The organism is Falsiroseomonas frigidaquae, assembly GCF_012163145.1.
GTDB lineage: Bacteria > Pseudomonadota > Alphaproteobacteria > Acetobacterales > Acetobacteraceae > Falsiroseomonas > Falsiroseomonas frigidaquae.
Genome location: NZ_JAAVTX010000003.1, coordinates 111,305 through 124,956 on the forward strand (window position 1 = coordinate 111,305; position 13,652 = coordinate 124,956).

The window sequence follows — 13,652 nt, forward strand, 5'->3', positions numbered from 1 at the left end:
GTTCTGGACATCTCGGGTGTTGGGCATCTTGGGGGGCCGCCTCACACCCGCCTCGCGGCTGGCCTACGAATTGGTAAGGTTGGAGGAGCGCCCGCTTGCGGATCCTGCTGGTGGAGGATGATGCCGGCACGGCGGCCGAAGTGGCGCGCGGGCTGACCGGAGCCGGGCATCTGGTGAACCATGTGCCGGATGGCCGCGCCGGGCTGATGGAGGCGATCGGCGGCGGCTACGACCTGCTGGTGGTGGACCGCATGCTGCCGGGCCTCGACGGGCTGGGGGTGATCCGCGCCCTGCGCGCCGCCGGGGTGGCCACGCCTGCACTGATGCTGACCGCCCGCGCCGGCCTCGGCGACCGGGTGGAGGGGCTGGATGCCGGCGCCGACGACTACCTGGCGAAACCCTTCGCCTTCGCCGAGCTGCTGGCCCGGGTGCATGCGCTCGGCCGCCGCCCGCCGCTGAACGCGGAACCCAGCCTGCTGCGCGTGGCCGATCTCGAAATGGACCTGCTGCGCCGCAGCGTGACCCGCGGCGGCCAGCGAATCGACCTGCAACCACGGGAGTTCCGGCTGCTGGAGGTGCTGCTGCGCCAGGCCGGGCGGGTGGTGACGCGCAACATGCTGCTCGAGCAGGTCTGGGACATCCATTTCGACCCGCGCACCAGCGTGGTGGAGACCCACATCAGCCGCCTGCGCGCCAAGCTGGGTGAACCGAGCCTGATCCACACCATGCGCGGTGCCGGCTATGTGGCGCGGGCACCCGATGCATAAGGAAACGCCAGCCCGCTGGTGGGCCACCACCGGCTTCCGCATCACCCTGCTGCACCTGGCGCTGACGCTGCTGGGCACCCTGCTGCTGGCGGGCATCGGCTTCTGGGCCTCCTCCCGCTTCGCGGTGCAGCAGATCCAGGCGGAGATCGAGCGCGATGCCGGGGTGCTGCTGAACGCCGGAAGGCTGGGCGGGCCGGCCTCCATCGCACTGTCGATCGAGGCGCGGATCGCCTCCGACCGCAGCGGCACGCAGTATTTCCTGCTGTCGGGGCCGGATGGCGGGCGGATCGCGGGCAATCTGGCGGCGGCACCGCGCAGCGCCGGCTGGGCGACGATGGGGCTGGATGCCGCGACGGATGAGAGCGTGCTGCTGGCGCTCGGTACGCCGCTGCCGGCCGGGCACTTCCTGCTGGTCGGCCGCGACCTGGCCCCGGTGCGGGATCTGGAGTCGCGGCTGATCGGCGCCGCCGGCTGGGTCGGCGGGGCGGCGCTGCTGCTGGCGCTGGGCGGCGGGCTGGTGATCGGGCGCAGCGTGGTGCGCCGCGCCGCGCAGATGGAGCGCGCTTTGGCGGAGGTGGAGCAGGGAAGGCTCAACACGCGGCTGGTGGCGCGGCCGGGCGGCGATGAATTCGACCGGCTGGCGCGGCGGGTGAACGCCACGCTGGACCGGCTGGCCGCCACCATGGCGGCGCTGCGCCAGGTGACGGATGACATCGCGCATGACCTGCGCACCCCGCTGACCCGGCTGCGCCAGCGGTTGGAATCGCTGGAGGGGCCGGAGGCGGAGGCTGCGGTGGCCGAATGCGACCGCATCCTGGAGATTTTCGCGGCCTTGCTGCGCATCGCCCAGATCGAGAGCGGCGCCCGCCGCGCGGCTTTTTCGAACGTCGACCTGCATGCGGTGATGGAGACGGTAGCGGAGCTTTACGCGAGTGCGGCCGCCGAGCGCGGTCAGGCGCTGGAGACGGACCTTGCGCCCGGCGTGACGATGCAGGGGGACCGGGATCTGCTGGCGCAGATGCTGGCGAATCTGGTTGAGAACGCCATCCGCCATGGGCGGGAGGGCGGCCGCGTGGTGCTGGCGCTGCGGCCAGGACCCGAAATCACCGTGGCGGATGACGGGCCGGGCATCCCGGATACGGAAAAACCCCTGGTTTTCCGCCGCTTCCACCGGCTGGACGCCGCCCGCAGCACGCAGGGCGCGGGACTCGGCCTGGCGCTGGTGGCGGCGGTGGCGGAGCTGCATGGGCTGGCGGTGACGCTGGAGGATGCCAGCGCGGCGTCACCGCCCGGGCTGCGGGTGCGGCTGAAAGCGTAAGCTACGCCGCGACCTTGGGCAGGATGCGCCACTTCGCCTCGGCCCAGTCGAAATACAGCGTCCGCGCCTTCTGGCAGAGCGGCCCCGGCTGCATGTGGCGGCCCTGCCAGTTCGAGCAGGGCAGCACCTTGCCGTAGTTGCCGGTGGAGAAGATCTCGTCCGCCGTCTCCAGTTCCTCCGGCTTCACGGCGCGTTCCTCGACCGTCACGCCGGCTTCCCGCAGCAGGGCGATGACGCGGGCGCGGGTGATGCCGGCCAGGAAGGTGCCGTTCTCGGCGGGGGTGATGACCTTGCCATCCTTGGCGAACATCAGATTGGCATGGGCGAATTCGGCGACATGGCCGATCGGGTCGCAGACCACCGCCGCCTCATACCCCTTGTCATGGGCGAAGGCGGAGGCGCGGGAGCCGTTGGGGTAGAGGCAGGCGGCCTTGGCGTCGGTCGGCGCCTGGTCCGGCGCCGGGCGGCGCTGCGGCGCCAGGCAGGCGGAGAAGCCTTTGTATTCCGGCAGCGGCGCGTCGTAGATCGCCAGGATGAAATCCGTGCTGTCCGGGTCCGGTCGCGCCGCCCCCAGGCCGCGGCGGATGAAGAACATCGGGCGGATATACAGCTCCGCCTGCGGGCCCATGCGGCGGATGCCCTCGCGGCACAGTTCCTCGATCTCGGCGGGCGTTTTCGTCGGCTTCATCAGCATGTTGCGGGCCGATTGCACGGCGCGGGCGCAATGCAGGTCGAGGTCCGGCGCGACGCCGCCGAAGGACCGGCCGCCGTCGAAGATCACGCTGCCGAGCCAGAAGGCGTGGTCCATCGGGCCGATAACCTTCGGCTCCTCGGTAGACCAGTTGCCGGCATACCAGTAGACGCCCGCCATGGCGGCAGCCCCTTCTTCCCGTGTGTTCCCGCCGCCCTGAATGACACGTCGCGGGGGCAGGTTGAAGGGGGCGGGCGGCGGGCCTAGGGTGCGCGCTCCAAGGGTCACCGGGGGGATCGATGCAAATCCATTTCGTCGTCCATGATGAGGGCGACAGCGTGGGCGTGGTGGTGGTGGAAGGCCTGAAGGCCGGCACCAGGCTGAATGGCTGGATCATGGACCAGGACAAGATGATGGAGTTCGACTCAAAGTCGGACATCCCGATCGGCCACAAGCTGGCCATCCGGTCCATCGCCAAGGGCGACACCATCATGAAGTACGGCACGGATATCGGCCGCGCGGTGGCCGATATCGGCGCCGGCGAGCATCTGCACGTGCACAACGTCAAGACAAAGCGCTGGTAGGGGAACGGAACCGATGGGCCTGAACCTGAGGGACGCCTCCTTCGAAGGCTGGCGGCGCGAGAACGGCCGGATGGGCGTGCGCAACCACGTCATCATCCTGCCGGTGGACGATCTTTCGAACGCTGCCGCTGAGGCGGTGGCGAACAACATCAAGGGCGCGCTGGCCATCCCGCACGCCTATGGCCGGCTGCAGTTCGGCGCTGACCTCGACCTGCATTTCCGCACGCTGATCGGCACCGGCACCAACCCGAATGTCGCCGGCGTCATCGTCATCGGCATCGAGCCGGGCTGGACCGGCAAGATCGTCGAGGGCATCGCCAAGTCGGGCAAGCCGGTCGAGGGCTTCGCCATCGAGCAGAATGGCGATATTTCGACGATTGCCAGCGCGTCCCGCGCAGCATATCGGCTGGTCAAGCACGCCTCGAAGCTGAAGAAGTCGAAGGCGCCGCTGGTGGAGCTTTGGGTTTCCACGAAGTGCGGCGAGAGCGACACCACCTCCGGCCTCGCCTCCTGCCCCACCGTCGGCAATTCCTATGACAAGCTCTGGGCCAACGGCAATACGCTGGTCTTCGGCGAGACGACGGAGCTGACGGGCGGCGAGCACCTGGTGGCCGCGCGCTGCAAGACGCCCGAGATCCGCACGCAGTTCATGGCGATGTTCGACCGCTACCAGCGCGTGGTGGAAGCGAACAAGACCAGCGACCTGTCGGACAGCCAGCCGACCAAGGGCAATATCGAGGGTGGCCTGACCACCATCGAGGAAAAGGCCCTCGGCAACATCACCAAGATCGGCAAGAAGTGCACGGTCGATGGCGTGCTGGACAAGGCCGAGGTGCCGACCCATTCCGGCCTGTGGTTCATGGACAGCTCCTCGGCCGCCGCCGAGATGGTGACGCTCTGCGCGGCTTCCGGCTTCGCGGTGCATACCTTCCCGACCGGCCAGGGCAATGTCATCGGCAACCCGATCCTGCCGGTGATCAAGCTGACGGCGAACCCCCGCACCCAGCGCACCATGTCCGAGCACATCGACGTCGACGTGACCGGCCTGCTGCAGAAGCAGATGAACATGGACGAGGCCGGGGAGGCGCTGCTGGACTGCATCCTGCGCACCGCCGATGGCGAACTGACGGCGGCCGAGCTGCTCGGCCACCGCGAATTCAGCCTGACGCGGCTCTACGAGAGCGCATGAAGCCTTCGGCGCCGGGCCTCGGCCCGGCGCCGCATCGCGGGGATGATGCCACGCCGTGACCCCGGCCATCTTCGCAGACCTGCAGCACCGCCACGCGGAACCGCATCGCGCGCATCATGACTGGGCGCGCATCTCCGGCATGCTGGCCATGGCGGAGGAGGTTTCCCACGCGCTGTCGGACAAGCCGGCCTTCATCCTGGCCATCCTGTTCCACACCGCCATCTTCGACCGCGCCAATCCGGAGGCGGAGGCGCAGAGCATCCGCGTGATGCACCGCCATCTCGGCCGGACCCTGCCGCGGCACATGCTGGCGCGGGCGGAGACGCTGATCCACGCCGTGCTGCGCCAGGAAGCGCCGGAGACGGACGACCCCGGCCTGCGCGCCGATGCGGCGCTGCTGCTCGACATGGACAATGCGGTACTGGGCGAGACGGCTGCGCGCTTCGACGCCTTCGAGGCCGCGAACCGCCACGAATACGCGCATCTGCCGGATGACCGCTACCGCGCCGGGCGGATCGCCGCGCTGCAGATGCTGCTGTGGCGCGACCGCATCTACCACACCGACCGCTATTGGCTGGAGCGCGAGAAGCGGGCGCGGCGCAACATCGAATACGCGTTGGTCCAGCTCGAAGGCCGCTGAGGCCGGCGAATCGCGACCGGGGCTGTCTCAGGCGGCCCGCAGGGCCTTGGCTCGCCGCGCCGGCGCCCGGCGCCTGAGGGCAAATCAGTGATGAATAAACACCGGGCAGCGCGCGCGGCGCAGCAGGGCGTGGGTGGCACTGCCGGTGAACAGGCGGCGCAGGCCGCTTTCCTCGAAGGACCCCACCACCAGCATGCGTGCCTGCAGGGCCTCCGCCTCGGCCAGCAGCAGGTCGGCCGGGCGGCCGCCGACCATGGCGAGCGGCGTAGCCTCCAGCCCATGGCGGCGCAGATAGGTGCAGCCCTCCTCCGCCATGGCCAGCGCTTCCTCCCGCGTCTCGGCGGCGGAGGCGACGCGCAGCGGGGCGCCCTCGGCCAGTCCGAGCAGAGCAAAAAGCTGCAGCGCCACCATGGCAGGGATCGAGGCGTCGTAGCCGACCAGCACCGGACCCTCCGCCAGCACCGGCGCCGGGGGGATCACCAGCAGCGGGCGGGCACCTTCCAGCAGCAGGCGCTCGATCACCGGCGCGACGCCTTCCTCCGTCGCTTCCAGGCCGAGGGTGCTGTCGCGGCCGATCACCAGCAGGTCATGGGTGGCGCCGGCGCGCAGCAGGGCCGGCTCCGGCGCGTCATCCAGCTTCACTTCATCATAGGGGTGGCCGGCCGCCGCGGCGGCGCATTCGGCCAGCGCCAGCTGCGCGTCTTCCTGCGCCCGCTTGACCCGGGCTGCGTCGCGCTTCGCCTTGAAGGCGGCACCACCGAGCGGGACGAGTTCATGCTCGCTTTCGGTATGCGGCCGGTCCAGCACCACCGCAGCGGTCAACACGGCCCCGGTGCGACGCGACAATGCGATGGCGGCATCGCGTGCCGCCTTGGCACCGGGCGTGTCATCCAAAGCGACCAGAATGCTACGCAGCATAGGCGATCCTCCTGCCCGCCCATCCTAACGCAGCATTGGCGCCGGCGGCACCCTGCCCCCGGAGCCTGACCCATAAGGTCGGCGGCTGAGAGCCGGTCGCGGATTTTTCGTCCTGGCCAGGACGGCGACGCCGCCAGGGCTGAAAAGCCGCACTGGACCGACCCGCCGATCTTCCGGGTCAGGCTCAGTGGCAGGCGGCGCAGGTGCCGGCGGCCAGGCGGCCGATTTCGCCCGGCGCCTGAACGCCCTGCATCAGCAGCCAATGCCCAAGCAGCGCGACACCCGCCAGCACCACCAGCAGCCCGACCAGCCTGAGCATGGCAAAGCCCCTTTCCCGGATGGCGCGCAGGCTACAGAGCGCGATGGCGGGCTGACAGTTACGACAGCGGGAAGCCGGCCGGCAGCAGCCCGGCCGCGCCGAGCAGCCGCAGCGCCGCCTCGCGCCGGAAGTCCCGCAGCGCGGCCATGTCCGGTGCCGTCGTGTGCAGCGCGAAGGCCACGGGCGGCGCGGCCTGCCGGCGCAGGAAGCCGACATACCAGCCCTCCGCCCCAGCAGGCCGTCGCGGACCGGCGCCGGTCTTGCCGTGCAGTACCAGGCCCGGCGCCGCGCCGGCGCGGCTGGCCTCCTCCAGCGCCGCCAGGCTGGCGGGGCTGACGCCGAGGCGGCCTTCCAGCAATGCGGCCAGGAAGCCCACCTGTTCCCGCACCGAAATCCGCAGCGTGCCGTCCAGCCAGAAGCGGTCCGATCCCTCTGCCGCCACCGCATTGCCGTAGCGCCAGCGGGCCAGCGTCGCCCGGTAGCGCGCGCCGCCCACCGCCTGCGCCAGGTCGCGGAAGTACCAGACGGTGGAATCGGCGAAGGCGCTGCGGAGCGTCTGGTCGCGGCGCCAGGCGGCCGGCCACCAGGCGGCGGCCGGGCGCCGCGCCGGGTTCCAGCGCCGGGGCGTGTCCAGCCCGTCCACCACGCCTTCCTCCAGCGCGATCAGCAGATTGGGGATCTTGAAGCTGGACCAGGTCGTGTGGCGGCGGTCCAGGGCGCTGCCCGCCAGCACCCATGCGCGGCCGCCGACCTCCTGCGCCAGGAAGCTGACATCCCGCCCGGAATCGGCGCCGAGCGCGATGCGCGGCAGGGTCTGCTCCGCCTGCGCCAGCACCGGCCGCGCGGCCAGCGCCGCCGCCCCCGCCAGGACCAGACGGCGCCTCATCGGGGCCTCATCGGGGGCGAAGTGCCAGGAAGCCGAGCGAGCACACCACCAGCCCCGCTGCGAAAGTGGCCAGCGCCGCGGCCGGGCCGCCCCAGCCGGCCATGGCTCCCGACAGCGCCTGGAACACCGCGGCACCGGCGAAGAAGAACAGGTTGGCGGCGGAAAGCGCCCGCCCCGCCTGCTCCGGCGGCACCGCCGAGCGGACGATGGAGAAGGCCAGCACCTGGAAGGAGATGACGGCGCCGAAGGCCACCAGCAGCGCCGCATCCCAGGCCACCGGCAGCATCGGCCGGCCCAGCGCCTCCGCCAGCCAGCCGCCGGGGCCGCCGCCGATGATCAGCAGGATGAAGCCGGCACAGAGCAGGTGGCTGCCCGCCAACAGGGCGCGGGCATGGCCGATGCGGCGCAGCACCAGCCCGGCCAGCAGCGGGCCGATGGTCAGCGCCACGGTGCAGGCCAGCAGCACATTGCCGGCATCGACGCGGTCCAGCCCCTTGCCCTCCATCAGCCAGGGCCCGCCCCAAAGGCCCCGCAGGCCCAGCACCGCGGCGAAGGAGGCGAAGACGAAGACCATCACGCCGCGCAGCGCCGGCTGGGCGGCCATATGCGCCACCTGCCGCACATCCTCCGCCAGGCTACGCGGTGGCTGCGCTTCGGGCCGGTCCCGCGGCACCAGCAGCGCCACCAGCGGCAGGGCGAGCGTCGCGATGCCGGCGCAGGCCCAGAAGCCGGCGCGCCAATCCACCGCCTCGATCAGCAAGGCGAGCGGGCTGGCCGAGAGCAGCATGCCGGTATTGCCCACCGCCTGGATCAGCCCGGACCAGACCGCGAAGCGGGAAGTGGTGAGGCCGCGGGCGGCGAAGGTGATCGGGCACATCAGCATGCCCGAGCACCCGGCCCCAAGGACGATCTGGGCAAACAGCATGGACCAGGGCCCGGTCGCCAGCGCCCCCAGCACCGCGCCGCATCCGGCCACCGTCAGCAGGCCGAGGGCCACGCGCTGCACGCCGAAGCGATCGAGCGCGATGCCGACCGGGATCATCACCACGGCGAAGGCCAGCGGGAAGGCGCCGGTGATCTGCGCCAGCGCCTCCGCCCCCAGGCCGAGGTCGCGCATCAGCACATCCGCCGCCACCGCCGGAATCGTCCGCACGGCATTCGAGAAAATGTGGCCGAGGCACAGCACCAGGATGGGCAGCGCCATCCCGGCCTGGGCGGGGGACATCACCTCAATTCCGGAACATCTTCCCCGGATTCATGATGCCCTTGGGGTCCAGCGTCGCCTTCAGGCTGCGCATCACGGCCAGCGCCTCCGCGCCATGTTCCGTCTCCAGGAATTCCCGCTTGCCGAGGCCGATGCCATGCTCGCCGGAACAGGTGCCGCCCAGCGACAACCCGCGCGCCACCACGCGCCGGTCCATGTCCCAGGCGCCTTCCAGCCCCTTCGGATCCTCCGGATTGTAGAGGATCATCTGGTGGAAATTGCCGTCGCCGACATGACCGACGATGCAGGTGGTGTGGCCGAGTTCGGTGGCTTCCTGCTTGGCGCCGACCAGCGCCTCCGCCAGGCGGGAGATCGGCACGCAGACATCGGTGGTCAGCGCCTTGTGGCCGGGCTTCCAGGCGATGCCGGCCCAGTAGCTGTCATGCCGGGCCTTCCACAGCTTGGCGCGCTCCGCCGGGTCCGTCGCCCAGCGGAAGCCGCTGCCGCCATTGTCGCTGGTGATCGCCTCGACCAGCCCGGCCTGTTCGGCCACGGCGGCCTCCGTGCCGTGGAATTCCAGGAACAGCGTGGGCAGGGGCACGAAGCCCTCCAGCTTCGAGAAGGCGATGGAGGCAGCCATCATGTCGTCGTCCAGCAGCTCGATCCGCGCCACGGGGATGCCGAGCTGCATGACCTGGATGGTGCTTTCCACCGCCCCGGCGAGCGTCGGGAACTGCACCACCGCGCTGCTCATCGCCTCCGGGATGCCGTGCAGGCGCAGGCGGACCTTGGTGACGACGCCGAGTGTGCCCTCGCTGCCGACGAACAGGCGGGTCAGGTCATAGCCATTGGCGGCCTTGCGGGTGCGGCCGCCGGTGGTGATGACCCGGCCATCGGCCAGCACCACTTCCAGCCCCAGCACGTTTTCGCGAATGGTGCCGTAGCGCACGGCGTTCGTGCCGGAGGCGCGGGTCGCCACCATGCCGCCCAAGGTGCAGTGACTGCCTGGGTCAACCGGGAAGAACAGGCCCTTATCCCGGAGAAATTCGTTGAGCTGCTGGCGCGTCACGCCCGGCTCCAGCAGGCAGTCCATGTCCTGCTCGTTCACCTCCAGCACCGCCGTCATGCGGGACAGGTCCAGGCTGACGCCGGCGCGCACCGGGTTCACATGGCCTTCCAGGCTGGTGCCGGCGCCGAAGGGCACCACGGGCACGCCATGCTGGTGGCACAGCGCCAGAAGCTGGCTGACCTCCTGCGTCGTCTCCACGAAGGCGACGGCATCCGGCATGGTCGGCGTGGAGCTGTCCTCGCCATGGCTGTGCTGCTCGCGGATCGCGGCGTTGATCGTCATGCGGTCACCCAGGAAGGCGGTGCCGGCGGCGATCACGGCATCGACCGGGCGGGGGGAGATGGTGTTCATGCGGCGCAGCTTGCCATGCGGAAACCTGCCTCGCAAAGCGCCCCAGGCGCGTTGACGCCCCAACGGCCCCGGCCTAGCGTCCCAGTCATCATACAACCACCCGCGGGGGAACGAAGAAAATGGCAAACGGCGTCAAGGCGGCCTGGGCAGCAGGCAAGCCGGTGGTGAACGGGTGGCTCGCCATCCCGAGCGGCTTCACCGCCGAGGTGATGGCCCTGGCCGGCTGGGACAGCCTGACGGTGGACATCCAGCACGGCCTGCAGGACTACATGTCCATGGTCGCCTGCTTTCAGGGCATGCAGCCGCATGGCGTCACGCCGATGGTCCGCGTGCCGTGGAACGAGCCGGGCATCATCGGCAAAGTCTTGGACGGTGGGGCCAAGGGCGTGATCTGCCCGATGGTGAACACGGAAGCCGAGGCCCGCGCGCTGGTCTCCTATTGCCGCTACCCCAACAAGGGCACGCGCAGCTTCGGCCCGATCCGGTCCGGCATGTATGGCGCAGCGGCCGACACCGATGCGGCGAATGAGGACGTGCTGGTGATCCCGATGATCGAGACCAAGACGGCGCTCGACAACCTGGAAGCCATCGTCAATGTGCCGGGCGTGGACGCCATCTATATCGGCCCGTCCGACCTCAGCCTGTCGCTCGGCATGGCGCCGCTGCAGGACCGGCGGGAGCCGGAATTCCTGGCGGTGCTGGACAAGATCCGCACCACCGCCCAGGCGGCCGGGGTGAAGGTGGGCATCCACACCATGACGGGCCAGTACTCGAAGGAGATGTTCGAGCGCGGCTTCAACCTGGCGACCATCATGAACGACAGCGGCCTGATGCTGACGGCCGCGAAGGCGCAGGTGGCGGTCGCGCGGGGCTGAGCCTCCCGGACAGGGACAGGGGCTTCGGCCCCTGTCTCAATGAGGCCAAGCTAGGCGACGATTCCGCCGCCTCGCATGACCTTCTCGAACTGGAAGGCATCGCCATCGGGCAGGTCGTCCTGGGCCGGGTGGTTCGGGTCGGAATGGTGCTTGTTGAAGAACTCGATAATCCTGAAGCCGCACTTGTTGACGTAGAAGTGGATGTTTCGCTTCTCGAAATACGGGGTGTGCGTCTGCCATGTGATCGTCTCGGGATATCTCTGCTCGATGGCGCGCCAGGCCTCGAGGCCGATACCGCGACCCTGCTCGCCCACCCGCAGGAAGAACAGGTCGAGCGCGTTGTGATGGGTTGTCGTGTCGATGGTCAGCACGGCGCCGCCAACCTTCTGACCGTTGCACAGGATGCGCAGCACCACGGCGCCCGGGGCATTCATCGCATTGGCAAGATCTTCGTCCGATGGGATGGGCCCGTCCGGTAGCGATCCGAACTCATCGACCACAGCCACCGCGAAGGCGTCCTGCAGTTCCTTCTTGAAGTCGGCGACGTCGCTGGGTTCCGCAACGGCGAGGGTGATCAGGTCTTCGCTCATGGCGTAAGCCTATATCGCCATGCACCCGAGGTTTAGTGCGGCACAGGGGCAAGAGCGGTCGCCTGGTGCATAAACCAGAACGTCTGCCCGAGGCTGATCCCGCCGAAGCCCTCCCCCACGCTTGCGGGGAGCTGCGGCGCTGCAGCAGCGCCGCAGGCTGGTTGGGTGGGGGGCAAGCCCCTCACCCATACGGCGTCCCCTGCGTATTCACATACAGGCTGTAGAGCGACCTGCTCGCCGGCATGAACAGCCGGTTCCGAAAACGCCCGCCGAAGGCGACATTGGCGCAGCGTTCCGGCAGACGGATATGCCCGATCGGCGTGCCGCCCTTGTCCAGCACCCGCACCCCATCCAGCTCCGGCGTGCCCATGCCCCAGCCGCACCACAGATTGCCGTCCACATCGACGCGGAAGCCATCCGGCGTCTCGCCATCCCGGCACTGGTAGAAGGTCCGGCTATTGGACAGGCGGCCGTCATCGCCGACATCGAAGGCGCGGATCACCCGCGGCGTCGCCGCCGCCTCCACCACATACAGGATGCGTTCATCCGGCGAGAAGGCCAGGCCATTGGGCCGGCCGACATCGCCGGTGGCGACGCTGATGCGGCCATCGGGGGCCACGCGATAGACGTTGGTCGGCAGTTCCGGCTCCGCCCGCTCGCCCTCATAGAAGCCGAGGATGCCGAAGGGCGGGTCGGTGAACCAGATGCTGCCGTCCGACTTCACCACCACGTCGTTCGGGCTGTTCAGCCGCTTGCCGTCATAGCGATCGGCGATGACGGTGATGCGGCCATCGGGCTCCGTGCGCGTCACGCGGCGGGTCAGGTGCTCGCAGGTCAGCAGGCGGCCCTGGCGGTCGCGGGTATTGCCATTGCTGTTGTTCGAGGGCTCCCGCAGCACATCGACGCGGCCCGTCGTCTCATGCCAGCGCATCAGCTTGTTGGAGGGGATGTCGGACCAGACCAGGCAGCGCTGGTCGCCGAACCAGGCCGGGCCCTCGCTCCAGCGGAAGCCGGTGGCAAGCCGTTCCACCGCGGCGAGCACCAGGCGGTAGCGGTTGAAGGCGGGGTCGAGCACCTCGATGGCCGGATCGGGGTAGCGGCCGGGCGGCTCGCGTTGCGCGAGGGCGGGCGTGGCGAGCACGGCCCCGGCGGCGCCCAGCAGGGCGCGGCGGCTGGCATGCATCTTCTCGAATTCCTTCCCTTGAACGCGGCCTCTGCGGGCCGGCGGGGAAGGCTGGCATGCGGCGGCGCGAGGCGGCCAGCCCGCCGCGGCGCCGCGGCCATGCACCGTGGCGTGAGGCTGGTGTCAGCCGCGCAACAATTCCTCCACCATCGCCCGCGTCGGCGTGGCGCCATCCCGCGCCCGCAACCCGCCGGCGGCGGAGGCGAAGCGCATCGCCTCCGCCACGCCCTGGCGTTCCGCCATGGCCAGCGCATAGGCGCCGTGGAACACATCGCCGGCGCCGGTGGTATTGGTGGCCTGGACGCGGAAGGCGGGGGTGACGCGCGGCTCCGGGTCCGCCGCCGTCAGCCACAGCGTGCCCTTCTCGCCCCGTGTCACCGCGGCCGTCTGGCAGCCGGCGGCGATGGCCTTGCGCAGCCCCTCCACCGGGCGCGCGCCGGGCGCGTAATTGGCCAGGCCGGGCTGCGAGAAAATCGCGTGGTCGGCGCGCGGGATGAGGTCCACCAGCAGCCGCGTCTCGCTTTTCTCGCCGTCGATCACGGTCGGCACGCCGTGCAGGCGGGCGTGGTCCAGGGCGCGGGCGGCGCCCTCCGGCCAGCGCGGGTCGCACAGGAAGGCCTGCGCCGTTTCCAGCAGGTGCAGCGGCAGCCACTCCGGGTCCGTGCCGAGGTTGTCGCCGCGATAGGAATAAATACTACGCTCCCCGACCGGGTCCACCAGCACTGCGGAAACCGGCGTGCGCGCATGGGTCGCGACATGGCAGTGGGAGACATCGACCCCCTGGGCGGCCAGCGCCTCCAGCAGCGGCTTGCCGTTGAGGTCATCCCCCACCCGCCCCCAGAAGATGCAGCGCCCGCCCAGGCGCGCCACCCCCACCGAGGCATTGGCCGCCAGCCCACCCGCGCCCAGGCTGTAGCCGGTGGCGCGGTTCTTCGATGGCGGCTGCACGATATCCTGCACGAGGAAAGTGTGGTCCATGACGACACTGCCGAGGCAGACAACGATTGGTCGGAGATCAGGCTCGTTCATGCCACCCAGGGTTCCACCAGCGGGCAGGTTTCGCCAAGC

15 protein-coding genes are annotated in these 13,652 nt (G+C 70.1%); 6 read left to right on the forward strand and 9 right to left on the reverse strand.

Going from position 1 to position 13,652, the window contains the following annotated elements; genetic code table 11:
- Positions 1-95 precede the first annotated feature (95 nt).
- Positions 96-767, forward strand: coding sequence for a winged helix-turn-helix domain-containing protein (locus tag HB662_RS09525; protein WP_168049513.1), 672 nt, complete (start codon positions 96-98; stop codon positions 765-767).
- Positions 760-2,085 (forward strand): sensor histidine kinase, encoded by a 1,326-nt coding sequence (locus tag HB662_RS09530; protein WP_168049514.1) that lies wholly within the window; start codon positions 760-762, stop codon positions 2,083-2,085. Before HB662_RS09525 ends, HB662_RS09530 begins: the two co-directional genes overlap by 8 nt.
- 1 nt (position 2,086) lies before the next feature.
- On the opposite strand, the gene HB662_RS09535 is transcribed toward HB662_RS09530, so the two are convergent.
- On the reverse strand, positions 2,087-2,956 hold the full coding sequence (locus HB662_RS09535) for a branched-chain amino acid aminotransferase (protein WP_168049515.1): 870 nt from the start codon (positions 2,954-2,956) through the stop codon (positions 2,087-2,089).
- A gap of 119 nt (positions 2,957-3,075) precedes the next feature.
- Here HB662_RS09535 and HB662_RS09540 point away from each other — a divergent pair, with 119 nt between their 5' ends.
- The 3 genes from HB662_RS09540 to HB662_RS09550 are packed head-to-tail and all read left to right on the forward strand — an operon-like array spanning position 3,076 to position 5,189.
- On the forward strand, positions 3,076-3,360 hold the full coding sequence (locus HB662_RS09540) for a UxaA family hydrolase (protein WP_168049516.1): 285 nt from the start codon (positions 3,076-3,078) through the stop codon (positions 3,358-3,360).
- Between the two features lie 13 nt (positions 3,361-3,373).
- Complete coding sequence (locus tag HB662_RS09545; protein ID WP_168049517.1) at positions 3,374-4,549, forward strand: UxaA family hydrolase; 1,176 nt, start codon at positions 3,374-3,376, stop codon at positions 4,547-4,549.
- 55 nt (positions 4,550-4,604) lie between these two features.
- Positions 4,605-5,189: an HD domain-containing protein gene (locus HB662_RS09550; RefSeq protein ID WP_168049518.1), complete on the forward strand. Its 585-nt coding sequence runs from the start codon at positions 4,605-4,607 to the stop codon at positions 5,187-5,189.
- 84 nt (positions 5,190-5,273) lie between these two features.
- Here HB662_RS09550 and HB662_RS09555 read toward each other — a convergent pair whose 3' ends face one another.
- The 5 genes from HB662_RS09555 to HB662_RS09570 all read right to left on the reverse strand — a co-directional run bounded on the left by HB662_RS09555 (position 5,274) and on the right by HB662_RS09570 (position 9,936).
- Positions 5,274-6,107 (reverse strand): universal stress protein, encoded by an 834-nt coding sequence (locus tag HB662_RS09555; RefSeq protein ID WP_168049519.1) that lies wholly within the window; start codon positions 6,105-6,107, stop codon positions 5,274-5,276.
- 184 nt (positions 6,108-6,291) lie between these two features.
- The gene (locus HB662_RS29675) at positions 6,292-6,426 is read right to left on the reverse strand and encodes a hypothetical protein (RefSeq protein ID WP_280864039.1); all 135 of its coding nucleotides are present in this window, start codon (positions 6,424-6,426) and stop codon (positions 6,292-6,294) included.
- A gap of 58 nt (positions 6,427-6,484) precedes the next feature.
- Positions 6,485-7,312: a penicillin-binding transpeptidase domain-containing protein gene (locus tag HB662_RS09560; protein ID WP_168049520.1), complete on the reverse strand. Its 828-nt coding sequence runs from the start codon at positions 7,310-7,312 to the stop codon at positions 6,485-6,487.
- A 7-nt stretch (positions 7,313-7,319) separates the two neighbouring features.
- The gene (locus tag HB662_RS09565; protein ID WP_168049521.1) at positions 7,320-8,537 is read right to left on the reverse strand and encodes an MFS transporter; all 1,218 of its coding nucleotides are present in this window, start codon (positions 8,535-8,537) and stop codon (positions 7,320-7,322) included.
- 4 nt (positions 8,538-8,541) lie between these two features.
- Positions 8,542-9,936, reverse strand: coding sequence for an FAD-binding oxidoreductase (locus HB662_RS09570; protein WP_168049522.1), 1,395 nt, complete (start codon positions 9,934-9,936; stop codon positions 8,542-8,544).
- A 119-nt stretch (positions 9,937-10,055) separates the two neighbouring features.
- Between HB662_RS09570 and HB662_RS09575 the strand changes: the two genes are divergently transcribed.
- Positions 10,056-10,811, forward strand: a complete 756-nt coding sequence (locus tag HB662_RS09575) for an HpcH/HpaI aldolase family protein (RefSeq protein ID WP_168049523.1) — start codon at positions 10,056-10,058, stop codon at positions 10,809-10,811.
- A gap of 50 nt (positions 10,812-10,861) precedes the next feature.
- On the opposite strand, the gene HB662_RS09580 is transcribed toward HB662_RS09575, so the two are convergent.
- The 3 genes from HB662_RS09580 to HB662_RS09590 all read right to left on the reverse strand — a co-directional run bounded on the left by HB662_RS09580 (position 10,862) and on the right by HB662_RS09590 (position 13,613).
- Positions 10,862-11,401, reverse strand: a complete 540-nt coding sequence (locus HB662_RS09580) for a GNAT family N-acetyltransferase (RefSeq protein WP_168049524.1) — start codon at positions 11,399-11,401, stop codon at positions 10,862-10,864.
- Positions 11,402-11,582: 181 nt separating this feature from the next.
- The gene (locus HB662_RS09585) at positions 11,583-12,584 is read right to left on the reverse strand and encodes an SMP-30/gluconolactonase/LRE family protein (protein WP_168049525.1); all 1,002 of its coding nucleotides are present in this window, start codon (positions 12,582-12,584) and stop codon (positions 11,583-11,585) included.
- A gap of 123 nt (positions 12,585-12,707) precedes the next feature.
- Entirely contained in the window at positions 12,708-13,613 is a 906-nt protein-coding gene (locus HB662_RS09590) for a PfkB family carbohydrate kinase (protein ID WP_168049526.1), read from the reverse strand.
- Between the last annotated feature and the right edge of the window lie 39 nt (positions 13,614-13,652).